The sequence below is a fragment of the Bacillus sp. FSL K6-3459 genome (assembly GCF_038003305.1).
Taxonomy (GTDB): Bacteria; Bacillota; Bacilli; order Bacillales; family Bacillaceae; genus Bacillus; species Bacillus pumilus_O.
Map to the genome: position 1 here is coordinate 3,557,933 of NZ_JBBOOW010000001.1, position 15,620 is coordinate 3,573,552.

Genomic DNA, 15,620 nt, shown 5'->3' on the forward strand with positions numbered 1-15,620 from the left:
TTATAAAAATAATTTTTTCGACATTCAACGACTGAAAAGAAAATTATTTTCAGTAAAAAGCTCACAATCGTTACCACAACAGCATTTTTCATTATCAGAAAAATTTATTTTTAGAACCATCACACCCTTTTTTGTGAAATGGTTTCTCGCATTTGCTTTAAATTTGTTATTGTCTCCTGCTGCCTTAAGTGAGCAAGTGCAAAATATAGAACGTCAATGACCGTCAGCTGAGCAAGTCTTGCGGACATTGCTTCTGTTCGAAAAGCCGTTTCTTGCGTTGCTGTATACAACGTGACATCTGCAAGCTGGCTCAATGGAGAACGTTGATAGCTTGTAATACCAATGGTTTTAGCTCCTTTGCTCTTTGCAGTTTTCATCGCATCGAGCAAATCTTTATTACGTCCAGAATGAGAAATACCGATCACTGTACTATGCTGATCAAGAAGACCAGCAGACATCGCTTGAAAGTGAGAATCTGTGTGAACAATACAGTTGATGCCTGTCCTCATAAATTTATGAAAAGCGTCTGTTGCAATGAGGCCAGACCCACCACTCCCATAAAACTCTAAGCGTTTTGCTTCATGAATGATATGTATGGCCTTTTCCACATCCCCTGGATTCAACAATTGAAAGCTATCCTTTAATGCAGATATATTCGTCTGAAAAACCTTTTGCATAAAAACAGCCATATCATCATCAAGACTCATTTCTTCATCTACATAATTAGGCTTTGTTTGGTCTATTTCCTGGGCAATAGCAATCTTCAAATCTTGAAAGCCCTCAAATCCAAGCCTTTTACAAAGACGAAAAATCGTTGCCTCTGAGCTTGCAGTTTTTTTCGCAAGCTCGACAATAGACAAATGGATGATGTCGCGGGGCTCACTCGTAATATGCTCTGCAATTGCTTTGAGCTTTGGCGGCAATCCTCTGCTTGCTGCTCGTATTTTTTCAATACTACTTAAACTAACAGAAGCCAATTGACTTCACTCCTCCCTATTGATGTGAACGCATACATTTCCTCATGTTCTCATCTTATAAAAAAGAAGCCTGTTTGCACAGACTTCTTTTTTAAGCGTTCATTGTGTTGATCAATAAATCAAAGAAAGCGTCAGCATCTACATCCGTACATACTTGAACATTGCGCTCTTTCTTCCATTGATGCTGAAAATCACAGATCATCTGTCCATCACAAAACTCACTCTTTGTCTCGACGTCCACATGAAAAGCCTGTGTGCTCACGAGTTGCTTGTCAATGGCGAGACTGACAGCAAGCGGATCATGCATGGCACATGCCCACACACCATTCCGCTCAAAATAGCGCTGACGGTAAATGCTTGTGCTCTCTCTAATATAATGGGCTAACGTTTCATTCTGAATCGCATTGATTCTTTCATCCGTAAGCAAGACCTGTCTCGTGACATCTAATCCCACTTGAGTCAATGAAGGGAACCCTGCATTCAGCACTATCTTTGCCGCTTCTGGATCTGCATATGTATTAAATTCCGCTACCGGCGTGACATTCCCCTGACCCTGCACGACACCACCCATAAAAATGACTTCTTTCACATGATGAATCAGCTCAGGACACTTTTTCACTGCAAGGGCTAAATTCGTTAAAGGTCCTGTCAACACAAGCGTAACCTGCTTCGAATACTGCATCACTTGGTCGATGATAAAATCAGACGCAAAACCAGCATCTGCGGTCTTCTTAGGCTCGACATCCTTTAAAGCGCCGCCAATCCCATCCTCTCCATGCACCCGATGTTCATAATGAGGCGCTCTTAAAAGAGGCGTTGCTGAACCTTTGATGACAGGAATATCAGCTGCCTCAACCAGCTCAAGTACTTTACACGTATTCAATGTAGCCGCATCGACAGACACATTCCCACACACCGTTGTAATCCCCAACATATCAAACCGATTACTTTTCACTGCAAGCAATATCCCGATGGCATCATCGATTCCAGTGTCTACATCTAAGATCAATTTCTTTTTATTTGCCATGATTGAAATCTCTCCCTTATTTGAAAGTGTTGTTAGGGGAATGATAGCATATGCTTGTTTCAACTATTTAGGGAACATTACCAGGTTGATCTTATTACTCTTTTTCTCCAATGTCTTTCAGATATTGTTCGCGTTCTTTTTCGGTGAAGCTTTTAAGATAATCCTCTTTAACTTTAGGTTCATCTTTATATTCATCCCAGTCTATAAAGCGATCTGATAAATCAGGGGAATGACTCATCGAACCTATTTCATTAGATTTGTATATTAATGATGCAGAAAAATGATATTTATCAGGCTCATTATTTATATATCCATCAACTGTGACATAACCCATAGGGCTTATAGATACATTTTTTTTAAATGTGATGGTTTTGATAAAATTGTGAATATCTTCTTCATGTAAACGTTCTTCAATTTTTGGTTTCATCTTTTCTGCGAATTCTTCGGCCTTTTCTTGATCGCTTTTCTCTTGCACGGTACTCTTACCTCCTGAATCACTTGATTTTTTTTCCTTAACTTGTTGTAGTATAAGTGCCACTACCAAAATGATAACGATAGTAAACAAAATAAATACAATTTTCAATGTGTTTTTCATTAAAAAATATCCACCTTTAAATATTTTAATTGATAGATTCGCTCTTCTTATAGATATTTATTATATTTTAACTTATAATATTTAAGATAAATATTACAGGAGTGACAATTTTGTCTAAAAACATATCCCGCTTTCAGCTTAACGACAAAGACTATAATTTTATTTCCAATGCATCTTATAAAATAGATAATTACAAGAAGTCTAGTGACATAGTTATAAGCCATGGCAGGAAAATGTATGTGGTTGACTATAAAGAAACAGAAAAAGGGCTTAACTCACTAACTCTTGTATCAAAAGATGACTTTATTAGATCCGGTAAAGGCAAAGACCTCACCAAAATCAAAAACGCCGTCATCGCCTACCGCGGGTCAGAACCGATTGGCGCAGGCCAATATAAAGATACCATTAAAAAACATGGAAAAAAAGAGTCAGATGATCTTCTTTCTACCATTTTGACGAAGCTGCCTCCGTTTCGTCAGTCACAGACGTCAAAGGAAATCACGACGAAGGTGACGACAGGGACAACGACCTATACAAATGAGATTGTGCAAGATTGGTTGATATCAGATACAAAGTATTTGATTAAGAATATTCCCTTTGAACATGGTGCAGAGAATCAAATGGTTCAAGCGGATCGGTATGCGAAAGAAATACATAAGAAAATGCCAAATGCCAAGATGTATGTGACAGGGCATTCACTTGGCGGATCGAATGCGTCATATGTTCTTGTTAAAAATGATTTTATTAAAGGCGGGGTCACCTTTGAGAATCCGAATATTTACCCCAATCTATCGGATGGCCTTCAAGCCAAAGCATTAAAAGGTGATTACCGTAGTAAATTAACAGAATATATCAATCTCAATGACGGGCTTTCTCTTTTAAATCGACATACGACAGAAATCGGTCGTGTGAAAGTGATGTATGATGCCGCTTTACCTGAAGGCGTCGATTACTCCGAGGACCCCTCCAAAGCCGTCCAATTTATGAAAAATCTCCTCAATCGGGCAATGAGCGTTAATCCTTCATTGGATGCAAATTTGTTTCTTGAAGCCATTGCTGGCAGCCATGGCTTAGATCGGTATGCCTTTTCATCAGATGGCTCCGTTGAAACCATTGATGATATGTTGAGAAAAAACCCTTCTCTCACTGCCGCCATGTTACATCAATTGAGTCAGTCGAATGTTCATTCGCAAAGTGTGGTGGCAATTTTAATCAAGTCCCATGTTCTCATGAACACAGGTCGTAAATTCTCGACATATGCCGAGCACCATATGCAGCAAATTATTCGCAAAATCGAGAAGCTCGATGACAAAGTGGATCAGTCTGTGGAACGGGTACGCTCGAGATACAAACAGATCGTTGGCTTTGGTTCCTATGATCAGCTGACGGCTTCTGATGTGGATGCCGTGATTCGTCATTTAAAAACGGAGGGACTTGAGAATGAGTTCTATTCCGTCAAAGAGTATGATACAGCGATTGATAGCGCGATGAATATAAAAAGGTGGTTGGACTCAATATCAGATGATATGAGCCAGCTAGGTAAAGAATACCATGATGCAGATACAGCCCTAGCAAAGAATATGGGCATTTCATAAGGAGAACGAGGAATGGAATTTTCAAAGAAACAACCAACAGATGCAGACCGTTTTTTGCAACGAATGACAGATACGCATACATCAAGCTCCGTTTTTTCTCAAGCAAACTTTCACACTGAAGACATGACACCTGCAGAGCTGGCTGCTTTGAAAGCAAAGATTAAAGAAGAGCAGAAAACAGCGCTAATTAGAGCCATCCGGCATCAGCTTCAACTTGAATTTGCAGAAGACCGACAAGAAGCGGGAAAAATTTTAGATCTCATTGATGAACTTCAGAACAAAGTGTATAAACATCACAAGCATATTCATTCGCATATGTCAGGACAAGCCATTGACGCCTTAACAGAGAAAATCGAACAAAGACTCAAGTTTTACGAACTGAAAGAAGATGTTCAATCCGCCATTGACTCGATTGGCATTTAGATGAACCTTCTGTTCGATGAATCTTTTCCCCATCTCACTCGTATATACTAAAAGAGTGATTGATTTGAAAGGAGATCTGTTTGTGGGATATATTTTGTTATTTTCGGTTGTGATCGGTCTTGTCTTGACCCTCTTGCTCACACCGCTCAGGTTGATCGTTAGAAAGAAAGGAACAGAACAGCAGGTTCCGCTTATGTGGATTGCAGGCCTTGCTTTGCTGTTTATGATCGGTATTTTTGTTTTCTATTACATCACCAATTTGGATCGTAATCCTTCATCCCTCTGGTTGATTGGACTTGTTGTGACAGCAGCAGGCGCCTTTTTATCAGTTGGATTGGAGCGTAAGATCAAAGGCGTGCTGTTTCTTATTCTCTTACTGCTCGGCATTTATATGGCGACAGCTTTTCTATTTAATGCGAATGAGAAATTTGATGTCTCCAAAATGGATCAAAAGGTCGAAATCAAAGCGTTTGATGAGACGGAAACACCTGCGAGTGTCCCGCCTCAATTTGCGCGAAACAAAATGAAGAAATCGTTCGGACAGGTTCCGAATACAAGCTACTATGAGCTTGGCAGTCTGCAAATCCAGAAGGTCAACGGTGAGTATGTATACATCGCCCCAGTGGAATTCTCGGATTTCTTTAAATGGATTCGTTCAGGGAGTACACCTGGTTACTTTACATTAAGTGCGACCGACTCATCTGCCAATCCAAAGTTTGTGAAAACAGAGATGGTCTACACACCTTCCTCTTATTTCAACAAAGAAATTGAAAGACATATTCGCCTTCAATACCCTGATTTGATTTTCTACGGCGACACACAGCTGGAGATCAATGATGATGGAAAGCCTTATTACATTCGCACGTATGGCGATTTTATCTCTGCTCGAAACGGCTTTAAAGCTTCCGGCGTAGTCGTTGTTGATGCCAAAACAGGTGCAACGAAGAAATATTCGCTAGATCAAGTACCTGCTTTTATTGATGGCGCTGTTTCACCAGAGGCCGTTAGTCTGCAAAACAGCTATTTTGGAAACTATATTCACGGGTTCTGGAACAGTATGTTTGGAAAGTCAGATGTGAAGCTGCCTTCAGATGAAGGAACAGAAGCCAATGTGAGTCCAGTATTTGATTCAAAAGGAGATATGTACTACTTCACAGATTTCACAAGTCCGAAAGAGGGCGTTGATTCGATGCTTGGATACGCCCTGACAAATGCCCGAACAGGAAAAGCGACTTATTATACCGGAAATCTTGAAGCGTCCTACATGGATTCTCAAGGCGCTCTGCAAATTATTGAGAAACGTTTCATCGAAAAGAAATGGAAAGGCCGCATGCCGATTCTGTATAATTTCTATGGAGAAGCCAGCTGGCTCACACCGGTTCTCGATTCAAATGGATTCCTGCAAAACTACTTTATCGTGTCTGCAGCCAATCCTGAAATCGCTGCGTACGCTTCTACCCCAAACGAAGCACTGAGAGCCTATAAGACAGCTCTTCAAAAAGGCGGCGGTACCGTTAACAGTTCCTCTAAGCAGGAAAAGAAAGAAACGACAGGGAAAGTTAAACGAGTGTATAAAGAAAAGACCGGCGATTATACAACCGTCACCTTCCTACTAGACGATGGAAAAAGCTACACCATGTCATCTGAAAAAGAACCTCTCGTCATTTATTTAAAAGAGGGCGATCAGGTTACCATGAAATACACAGATACGGGTGAAATTTTCCTTCCAGTTGATGAAATCAACATCAAAGGGTTATAAAAAAAGACGTTTCTCCTACTGAGGAGAAGCGTCTTTTCTCTCTTTCCTTAACAACTCAACAAGCAATTCTTTATTTTTATTTCCCCCTGTCATCGGTGACTCGACATAGGAGAATTTTCGTTTGAAATCCATTCCTCTCACAGAAATGACAGCCAGTTCACCGCCAATGCTGCCTCGCTGGAGCACATATTTCGATAAAACAGAAAGCCCCATACCATGAATCACAGCTTCTTTAATCGCTTGGTTGCTGCTAAACGTCACAAAGGTCCGAGCTTTCAGTCCATTTGATTTCAGGACGTGCTGTAAGTATTCCCCGGTACCTGATCCCTCTTCTCTTGTGATCCATGTTTCGTTTTGCAATTGATCAATGGTGACATCCTTTTTCTTAGCAAAGGGGTGATCTAATGGCGCGACGATATAGAGCTCGTCTTCTAGAAAAGTTTCTACTGTCAATTCTTTGTCATTCGTCTGTCCTTCGATCAAACCGATGTCGACATGGAATAAGCGGACGTGACTGGCGATCGCCTCTGTGTTATCAATGACCACCTCAATGTCCACATGCGGATAGAGCTGATGAAACTCTGCCAATATTTGCGGCAGCACGTACTCTCCAATCGTAAAACTCGCCCCGATTGTCAGCTTCCCTCTTGCTAGATGATGATGCTCATAAATATCCTGCTTCGCCTGTTCATATAAACGAATGATTTGTTTTGATCGATGGTACAGCATATCCCCAGTTGGTGTAACAGTTAATTGCTTTGGCGAACGATTGAGCAGAACGGTCTGGAATTCCTGCTCCAAGTTCTTAATATGAAGACTGACACTTGGCTGAGAAATTCGCAGCTTTTGGGCTGCCTTTGTAAAGTTTTTCTCTTCCACAACTGTCACAAATGTCTTCAGTGCATCGTAATACATCGGTCCCTCTCCTATCAGAAATCTTAATCCAAAACCTTTCATATATATATCTTACTAATTCCTTCTCAGTGCGTAAAGAAGCGCTTAACTGAAAACAATATAATAAAAATATTTACTAATTTTTTTAAAGACTCTATACTAGAAGGAGATATTTTCTATAGGAGGTGCTGATTTGGCAGCTAAAATAAAGGACATTGCTGAAAAAGCTGGATTATCCATTGCGACTGTATCTCGCGTACTGAACCAAGATCCTAACCTATCTGTCACGGATCAAACACGTGAGAAAGTATACGCCGCCGCTGAAGCTTTGTCCTATCAAAAGAAAACATTCAAACATTCATTAAAAAAAATCGCCTTTCTCTATTGGATGACCGAAAAGGAAGAGCTTGAAGATATTTATTTTAAATCCATTCGTCTAGGCATCGAGGAACTTACGAATACTCGGAGCTTAAATGTCACCGCTTACAATCCAGCTGATGGACTTCACTCCATTGATCCTTCTACAGAAGGGATCATCGCCATCGGCCGATTTAAAAGATCAGAGCTTGATCAATTATATGCGATCACCCAACATATCGTTTTTATTGATACGTCACCAGATGAAGACCGTTTTGATTCAGTAAAGCCAAACCTGAAACGAATTGTTGAAAAGATCATCGATTCTTTTATTGAACAAGAACACACATCCATTGGATTCGTTGGTGGCACAGACCTAGACCTGAATACGAATATGCATATTCCTGATATTCGCGAAACAACCTTCCGTGATTATATGAAGGCTCACAATGTTCTTGATGAGCGATTGGTCTATGTCGGTCACCATTTCTCAGTGGATGAAGGTTATGCGCTGATGATGAAGGCGATTGATGAGCTTGGCGATGACTTGCCATCCGCATTCTGTGTCGCTAGTGATCCTCTTGCCATCGGCTGCTTACAAGCATTAAACGAACGGGGAGTTCCTCTTCCGAACCGCGTGAGCGTCTTTAGTATCAACGATATTCATGTGTCTCAATATGTGTCACCACCGCTCACCACGTATCATATCCACACGTCTTTGCTTTGTGAAACAGCAGTCGATTTACTGTTAGAAAGACTTGTAGACGGCAGAACATTACCGAAAACTGTACTGATTGCCTCAGAACCAGTCTTTCGAAAAAGTACGATATAAACAAGCGGAAGCCCCGTCCAATGTGGAGGGCTTCTTTTCTTTATAAGAGTAAAAAAATTTACTTAATAAATTTAATAAAATGTGTTTACTTTCTTTACTTAAGTTGATATTCTCACATTAAGAAAGCGTTTTCTTATCATCTGTGAAAAAAGAACGAGAGGGGATTATTCATGAAAAAGGGAAAATGGGCGACATTATCAGCAGTCGTTGGGACTGCTGTACTTCTGCTTTCGGCTTGCGGACCAGGAGATGACAATTCAAGCGGATCACAGCCAGCATCTACAGGTACAAAGACCTTGCTAGTGTGGGAAGACGTCAAAAAATCTGATGGGATTCAAGACGCTGTAAAAGAGTTCGAAAAACAACATAATGTGAAAATCAAAGTGGTCGAAAAAGCTTATGCCGATCAAATTGAAGCTCTGCGTCTAGATGGAGCAGCTGGGACAGGTCCAGACGTCATCACGATGCCTCACGATCAAATTGGATCAGCTGTCACTGAGGGGCTATTACAGGAAATGAAGCCAGATCAAAAAGTGATCGACTCCTTCACAGACGAATCGATTCAATCACAAACGGTAGACGGCAAGCTGTACGGTCTTCCTAAATCAGTTGAAACGACAGTGCTTTTTTATAATAAAGATATTGTCAAAAAGGCACCAACGACACTTGATGGCTGGTATGATCTTTCGAAAAAGCTGACAAAAGACGGAAAGTACGGCTTTGTTGCAAAATGGGATGAGATTTACTACGCACAAAGTGTTTTAGGCGGATCTGGAGGCTATATTTTCAAGCAGAAAAGCGACGGCTCTTATGATGTGAATGATATTGGTCTGAACAACGATGGCGCTATTCAAGGTGGAGAATATGTTCAAAAATTCTTTAGCGAAGGACTTTTCCCAAAAGGCATCATTGGGGAACAAGGAATCAATGTCCTCAACTCCTTATTCACAGAGAAAAAGGCCGCTGCTGTCATTTCTGGTCCATGGTCATTCGGTCCATATAAGGAAGCTGGGATTGATTATGGTGTGACCGAACTGCCAACACTCCCTAACGGAAAACATATGAGCTCATTCTTAGGTGTCAAGAGCTACAACGTCTCCTCTTATTCTAAAAATAAAGAACTTGCTGAGAAATTTGTTGAATTTATCACGAACGAAAAAAATGCGAAGAAGCGCTTTGAAGTGACAGAGGAAATTCCACCAGTGAAAAAGCTGATGAAAGATCCAGTCATCACAGAAAACGCCAACGCAGATGCAATTTCAAAACAAACGAAATATGCCACACTGACACCGAACAATCCTGAAATGGCAGAGGTGTGGAAGCCGATTGATAGTGCTTTAGGACTCATTGCAACTGGTCGTACAGATGTGAAAAAGGCATTTGATGATGCCGTCAATCAAATCGACTCTCAAATTAAAGCAAATCACTCCAAATAACCATCAAATGCGGGTAGTCTATCAAACTGCCCGTAGTTGATCTAATTTCATATGAAGTAGGTGTTAGACGTGACGGGTAACCTTGAACTAGACCGCACACACATAGTGGAATCAAAGACACACCGGAGACGGGCGCTAATGTTCTCCTTTATACCCGGAATGGGGCAGATATACAACAAACAGTACGGCAAAGGGGCACTCTTTTTCCTGTTCGGCGTCTCTTTTTTGATTGTATTTTATGATCTATTCAATATTGGCTTCTGGGGACTGTTCACGCTTGGGACGATGCTACCTCGTGACAACTCTGTTTTTCTTTTAGCGAAGGGGATTATTGCGCTGTTAACAGCTGGTTTTGGTATCGGCTTTTACGTCCTCATGATGCGTGATGCTTTTATGAATGGAAAGAAACGGGATCAAGGGGTACCACTTCATTCCATCCGTGCTCAATATCATCAGCTCATCGATCAAGGCTTCCCTTACTTAATGAGCACTCCTGCTTTCTTTTTACTTCTATTTTCTGTTGTCTTTCCTATTATGTTCAGCTTTGCGCTTGCCTTTACAAACTATGATTTATACCACTCGCCTCCTGCCAATCTGATTGACTGGGTAGGGATTAAGAACTTTCAAAATATCTTTTCCATTGATATTTGGAGAGACACCTTCATTGATGTACTTGGCTGGACCGTCGTATGGACCTTGGCTGCGTCGACCCTTCAATGTGCCCTCGGCATCTTTTTAGCGGTTCTGCTCAATCAGAAGGATTTAAAGGGAAAACGGTTTTTCAGAACCATTTTAATTCTTCCTTGGGCTGTTCCAGGTTTTGTGACGATTTTGGTGTTTGCTGGATTGTTCAATGATACATTTGGGGCCATTAACAATACACTTTTTGCATCGATAGGGATTGATCCAAAACCATGGCTAACAGATCCATTTTGGAGCAAAATTGCCCTCATTGCGATGCAGACTTGGCTTGGCTTTCCTTTCGTTTTCATTATGACAACAGGCGTTTTGCAGGCGATTCCAGAGGATTTATATGAGGCTGCGACCATTGATGGAGCCAATTTTTTTCAGAAATTCCGGTCCATCACATTACCGCTTGTTCTCTATTCGATTGCTCCCATCCTCATCACACAATATACGTTTAACTTTAACAACTTTAATATCATCTACTTATTTAATGGCGGGGGACCGCCTGTTGCAGGATCAACCGCTGGGGGAACGGACATCTTGGTGTCTTGGATTTATAAACTCACGATGCAGTCCTCTCAATATGCACTCGCTGCGGCTGTCACGATTTTACTTTCAATCTTTGTCATCGCCATTGCACTCTGGCAGTTTAAGAGAACGAATTCATTCAAAGAGGAGGACATGATGTGATATGGGATCAAAACAAACCAAGCTCATTCGCCTGAGTATTACTTATTTTATCCTTTTCATTGCCTCCATGTGTATTCTATATCCACTGCTTTGGACAATTGGTGCTTCCTTTAATCCTGGAAACAGCCTGATGAGTACAAGTATGTTTCCGAAGAATCCAACGTTCAGTCACTTTACCGAGCTCTTCTTCGGTCAAGGTGCACTTTATGCAAAATGGTATTGGAACTCCATGAAGATCAGTATTGCCACAATGTTGTTAACGCTGGTTCTTGTTAGTTTTACAGGCTATGCCTTTTCTAGATTCCGTTTCAAAGGACGGAAAAATGGGCTGATGCTCTTTTTGCTGCTGCAAATGATTCCTCAGTTTTCAGCGCTGATTGCGATTTTCGTTTTGGCTCAAATGCTTGGACTGATTAACAGCCATCTTGCACTGATTTTGATTTATGCAGGCGGACAAATACCGATGAATACGTATTTAATGAAAGGCTATCTTGATGCCATTCCGAAGGATCTCGATGAATCAGCCAGAATGGATGGCGCAGGGCATTTCAGAATTTTTATCCAAATTATTATGCCGCTTGCTAAACCCATTTTGGCGGTTGTCGCGATCAACTCATTTACAGGACCACTGGGTGATTTCATCATCTCCAGTGTCATTGTCCGCTCACCCGAAATGTATACACTCCCGATCGGTCTGTACAATCTAGTGTCAGACAAAATGGGGGCCAGCTACACGACCTTTGCAGCCGGGGCTTTACTCATTGCGATTCCAGTCGCTTTATTGTTCCTTGTGTTACAAAAACAATTTGTGTCCGGCCTCACACAAGGTGGGACAAAAGGATAAGGGGAGATTTGATGAAGAAATGGATACTTGTCACGGTTGTCGTTTTCTTTTTGATGGGGTTAGGGATTTTACCTGAAGCAAAAGCGGATGCAATTTCAGTTCAGCCGATCAATGGACTGCAAAGTGATTTCATTAAAGGAGCAGATATCTCCATGCTTGCGGAAGTGGAGAGAAGTGGCGGCAAATACTTCGACCAGAATGGAAAACAGGTGGACCCGCTCAAGCTATTAAAGGAAAAAGGCGTCAACTATGTGCGTATTAGACTGTGGAACCACCCATACGACAACCAAGGCCGTGCCTATAATGGCGGGACAAACGATCTCAATACAGCCATCGCTTTATCGAAACGCGCAAAAGCACAAAATATGAAAGTGCTACTTGATTTTCACTACAGTGATTTCTGGACCGATCCTGGTAAACAGTTCAAACCGAAAGCTTGGGCATCTCTTTCACAAAACGATTTAGTAAAAGCGGTTGGCACTTACACAGGAGATGTACTCAAAGCGATGAGAGCCCAAAATGCGCTGCCGAACATGGTACAGGTCGGGAACGAATTGAACTCAGGCATGCTGTGGCCGAACGGCAAAAGCTGGGGTGAAGGCGGCGGTGAATTTGACCGGCTTGCCGCTTTGCTAAAGGCTGGCACACATGCAGTCCGCTCTGTCGATTCAAATATCAACATCATGCTGCACCTTGCCCATGGTGGGGACAATGGGGCCTCCCGCTGGTGGTTTGATGAAATCACCAAACGAGGCGTCTCATTCGACACGATCGGTTTATCTTACTATCCATATTGGGACGGGGGATTTAGCGGTCTTACTAACAATATGAATGACATTAGCGCCCGCTATCAAAAAGACGTCATCGTGGTAGAAACTGCCTACGGTTTTACAACAGCAAATGGCGACAACCTAGAAAACTCATTTAACCAAGATTCAGTCAATACTGCTGGCTACCCAGCTTCACCTCAAGGCCAGGCATCTTTTATACGAGATCTATCAGAAAAAATATCACAAGTGAAAAACAATCGCGGGAAAGGATTCTTTTATTGGGAACCGCTTTGGATTCCAGCGAAAGGCGCCCCGTGGTCAAGTCAATATGGGCTAGCTTATATTCAAACGACCGGTACAGTCGGAAATGCTTGGGAAAATCAGGCGATGTTTGATTTCAACGGAAAAGCACTGCCTTCACTAGATGTATTTAAACAAATGACACCGTAATTATAAGGATAGGACGTGACAAAATGAGAAAGCGTTACCCACTCGTTCACCCAAATGTGAATGGCTTTTTGCATGGTGGCGATTATAATCCAGATCAATGGCTTCATATGCCGGAGATCATTGACGAAGATTTTCGATTAATGAAGCTTGCACACTGTCAAACATTCTCCATCAACATTTTCGGATGGAGTAAGCTAGAGCCAGAAGAAGGTCAGTATGATTTTGCATGGCTGGATGACATCATGGACCGCTTGGCAGCACAGGGGGCACACGCCATTCTTGCAACGCCAAGCGGGGCGAGACCTGCTTGGCTGTCACAAACATATCCTGAGGTATTGCGCGTCGAAGCGAACCGTCAGCGTAATTTACATGGACTTCGCCATAATCATTGCTTTACCTCACCGGTTTATCGAGAAAAAACGAATACACTCAATCGTTTGCTCGCTGAACGCTACAAGGATCACCCAGCACTAATCATGTGGCATATTTCAAATGAATACGGCGGCGAATGTCATTGCGATCTCTGTCAGGAAGCATTTCGAGGCTATTTGAAAGACAAGTACAATCAGGACCTTGAAGCTTTAAACCAGGCATGGTGGACGGGGTTTTGGAGCCACACGTATAATGATTGGTCACAAATCGAGTCACCTGCACCACACGGAGAGCACATGATCCACGGAATGAACCTAGACTGGAAGCGCTTTGTCACAGCACAAACGATCAATTTTTATCAAAATGAAATTGAACCGCTGCGGGAATTGACGCCTCACATCCCAGTGACCACCAACTTTATGGGCGACTACCCGCATATGCGACCATTTCTTGGGCTCGATTATCATCAATTTGCAAAAGAGGTCGACGTGATTTCATGGGATAGCTATCCAGCATGGCATAGCGGCAGGGAAACAACGGCTGAATTGGCGTCAAACGTTGCCTTCGTTCACGACTTATATCGTTCTTTAAAGGACGGTCAGCCATTTCTCGTGATGGAGAGTACACCGAGCCTTGTGAACTGGCATGAAGTGAATAAGGTCAAACATAAAGGCATGGCACATCTTTCTGCCATACAGGCGATTGCCCACGGATCAGACTCTGTGCTTTACTTCCAGTGGCGCCAAGGACGAGGTGCCTCCGAGAAATTCCACGGTGCTGTTGTCGATCATTCTGGACATGAGCATACACGCGTGTTTCAAGAGGTCGCTGATCTAGGGAAACAGCTGGAGCATCTGCAGCCCATCGCAGGGACTTCCGTTCAACCAGAAGTCGCCATCATATACGATTGGGAAAACCACTGGGCCATTGATGATGCGCAAGGCTTAAATAATACAAACAAACGCTACGTAGAGGCTTGTCAAACTCACTATCGAAGCTTTTGGAAAAAAGGCATCCCTGTTGACATTGTCGGCATGGAAAAGGATTTCTCGTCCTATCGTGTGCTCATTGGTCCAATGCTCTATATGATCAAACCAGGCGTTGCAGAAAAAATTGAAGCCTTTGTTAAAGCGGGCGGTATTTTTGTCGCAACCTATTGGAGCGGTATGGTCGACGAAAATGACCTTTGTTTTCTCGGCGGTTTCCCTGGTCCTCTCCGCCATGTACTTGGTATTTGGGCAGAGGAAACCAACACATTGATGCCAGATGAACATGTCTTAATGACCACAGGGAATGGACGCACCTATCATGTCGGGCAATATTGCGAATCCATACATCCTGAAACAGCCTCTGTGTTAGGGCATTTTGAGAATGGATGCTACGAAGGACAGCCAGCCCTGACTGTTCATTCTTTTGGAGATGGAAAGGCATACTATATGGCTTCCGAAAATGAGCAAGCTTTTTATGATGAGTTTTACGAGGACCTCATCGTAGGAATGGATATACAGCCCGTCCTATCAGCGGTGATTCCAGAGGGAGTCAGTGTCCAAAAACGAACAGATGGGTCGCAAGACTATGTATTTATGATGAATTTTACAGAAGAGCAGCAGAACATATCACTAGATTCAGCGGAAAGCTATGAAAATATGCTGACTGACGAGCAAGTGCCAGAGAAGCTTCAGCTTGACCCTTATGAGTACCTCATCTTGAAAAAATAATTTAAAAGAAGTGTTCATTCATTGGACGCTTCTTTTTTAATGATCTTAAATACCCATATAATTATATTTATTAGTAGAAATGTATTTGAAGCGTTATATTTTATCTAAATTTTTTGACATGTTTGACACCGCGTCACGAATGGATTCACCATCCTTTTTTACCATTGTATAGGTATGAAAGCGGTTGCCTAATG

13 protein-coding genes are annotated in these 15,620 nt (G+C 42.1%); 9 read left to right on the forward strand and 4 right to left on the reverse strand.

The genetic code is table 11. From position 1 onward, the window contains the following. Positions 1-119 precede the first annotated feature (119 nt). The 3 genes from MHI35_RS18155 to MHI35_RS18165 all read right to left on the reverse strand — a co-directional run bounded on the left by MHI35_RS18155 (position 120) and on the right by MHI35_RS18165 (position 2,599). Complete coding sequence (locus MHI35_RS18155; RefSeq protein ID WP_211062736.1) at positions 120-977, reverse strand: MurR/RpiR family transcriptional regulator; 858 nt, start codon at positions 975-977, stop codon at positions 120-122. A 91-nt stretch (positions 978-1,068) separates the two neighbouring features. Next, positions 1,069-2,004: a nucleoside hydrolase gene (locus MHI35_RS18160; RefSeq protein WP_211062737.1), complete on the reverse strand. Its 936-nt coding sequence runs from the start codon at positions 2,002-2,004 to the stop codon at positions 1,069-1,071. A 94-nt stretch (positions 2,005-2,098) separates the two neighbouring features. Beyond that, positions 2,099-2,599 carry a DUF1433 domain-containing protein gene (locus tag MHI35_RS18165; protein WP_119125602.1) on the reverse strand — a complete coding sequence of 167 codons (501 nt, stop codon included), beginning with the start codon at positions 2,597-2,599 and terminating at the stop codon, positions 2,099-2,101. A gap of 101 nt (positions 2,600-2,700) precedes the next feature. Between MHI35_RS18165 and MHI35_RS18170 the strand changes: the two genes are divergently transcribed. The 3 genes from MHI35_RS18170 to MHI35_RS18180 all read left to right on the forward strand — a co-directional run bounded on the left by MHI35_RS18170 (position 2,701) and on the right by MHI35_RS18180 (position 6,376). Continuing rightward, a complete protein-coding gene (locus MHI35_RS18170) occupies positions 2,701-4,194 on the forward strand; it encodes a lipase family protein (protein ID WP_417892267.1) in 1,494 nt (497 codons plus the stop codon). Positions 4,195-4,206: 12 nt separating this feature from the next. Next, positions 4,207-4,617 carry a hypothetical protein gene (locus MHI35_RS18175; protein ID WP_211062739.1) on the forward strand — a complete coding sequence of 137 codons (411 nt, stop codon included), beginning with the start codon at positions 4,207-4,209 and terminating at the stop codon, positions 4,615-4,617. A gap of 82 nt (positions 4,618-4,699) precedes the next feature. Beyond that, a complete protein-coding gene (locus MHI35_RS18180; RefSeq protein WP_211062740.1) occupies positions 4,700-6,376 on the forward strand; it encodes a hypothetical protein in 1,677 nt (558 codons plus the stop codon). A gap of 15 nt (positions 6,377-6,391) precedes the next feature. Here the strand turns inward: MHI35_RS18180 and MHI35_RS18185 are convergent, their stop codons facing one another. Beyond that, positions 6,392-7,291 carry a LysR family transcriptional regulator gene (locus MHI35_RS18185; protein ID WP_003214942.1) on the reverse strand — a complete coding sequence of 300 codons (900 nt, stop codon included), beginning with the start codon at positions 7,289-7,291 and terminating at the stop codon, positions 6,392-6,394. Between the two features lie 172 nt (positions 7,292-7,463). On the opposite strand from MHI35_RS18185, the gene MHI35_RS18190 reads away from it, so the two are divergent. The 6 genes from MHI35_RS18190 to MHI35_RS18215 all read left to right on the forward strand — a co-directional run bounded on the left by MHI35_RS18190 (position 7,464) and on the right by MHI35_RS18215 (position 15,426). Further along, positions 7,464-8,459, forward strand: coding sequence for a LacI family DNA-binding transcriptional regulator (locus tag MHI35_RS18190; RefSeq protein ID WP_211062741.1), 996 nt, complete (start codon positions 7,464-7,466; stop codon positions 8,457-8,459). A gap of 170 nt (positions 8,460-8,629) precedes the next feature. Then, positions 8,630-9,895 (forward strand): extracellular solute-binding protein, encoded by a 1,266-nt coding sequence (locus MHI35_RS18195; RefSeq protein ID WP_119125607.1) that lies wholly within the window; start codon positions 8,630-8,632, stop codon positions 9,893-9,895. A 138-nt stretch (positions 9,896-10,033) separates the two neighbouring features. After that, the gene (locus MHI35_RS18200; RefSeq protein WP_003214698.1) at positions 10,034-11,272 is read left to right on the forward strand and encodes a carbohydrate ABC transporter permease; all 1,239 of its coding nucleotides are present in this window, start codon (positions 10,034-10,036) and stop codon (positions 11,270-11,272) included. Position 11,273: 1 nt separating this feature from the next. Next, positions 11,274-12,116 carry a sugar ABC transporter permease gene (locus tag MHI35_RS18205; RefSeq protein ID WP_144459924.1) on the forward strand — a complete coding sequence of 281 codons (843 nt, stop codon included), beginning with the start codon at positions 11,274-11,276 and terminating at the stop codon, positions 12,114-12,116. Positions 12,117-12,127: 11 nt separating this feature from the next. Beyond that, the gene (locus tag MHI35_RS18210) at positions 12,128-13,336 is read left to right on the forward strand and encodes a glycoside hydrolase family 53 protein (RefSeq protein WP_211062742.1); all 1,209 of its coding nucleotides are present in this window, start codon (positions 12,128-12,130) and stop codon (positions 13,334-13,336) included. Between the two features lie 23 nt (positions 13,337-13,359). After that, the gene (locus MHI35_RS18215) at positions 13,360-15,426 is read left to right on the forward strand and encodes a beta-galactosidase (protein ID WP_211062743.1); all 2,067 of its coding nucleotides are present in this window, start codon (positions 13,360-13,362) and stop codon (positions 15,424-15,426) included. Positions 15,427-15,620 lie beyond the last annotated feature (194 nt).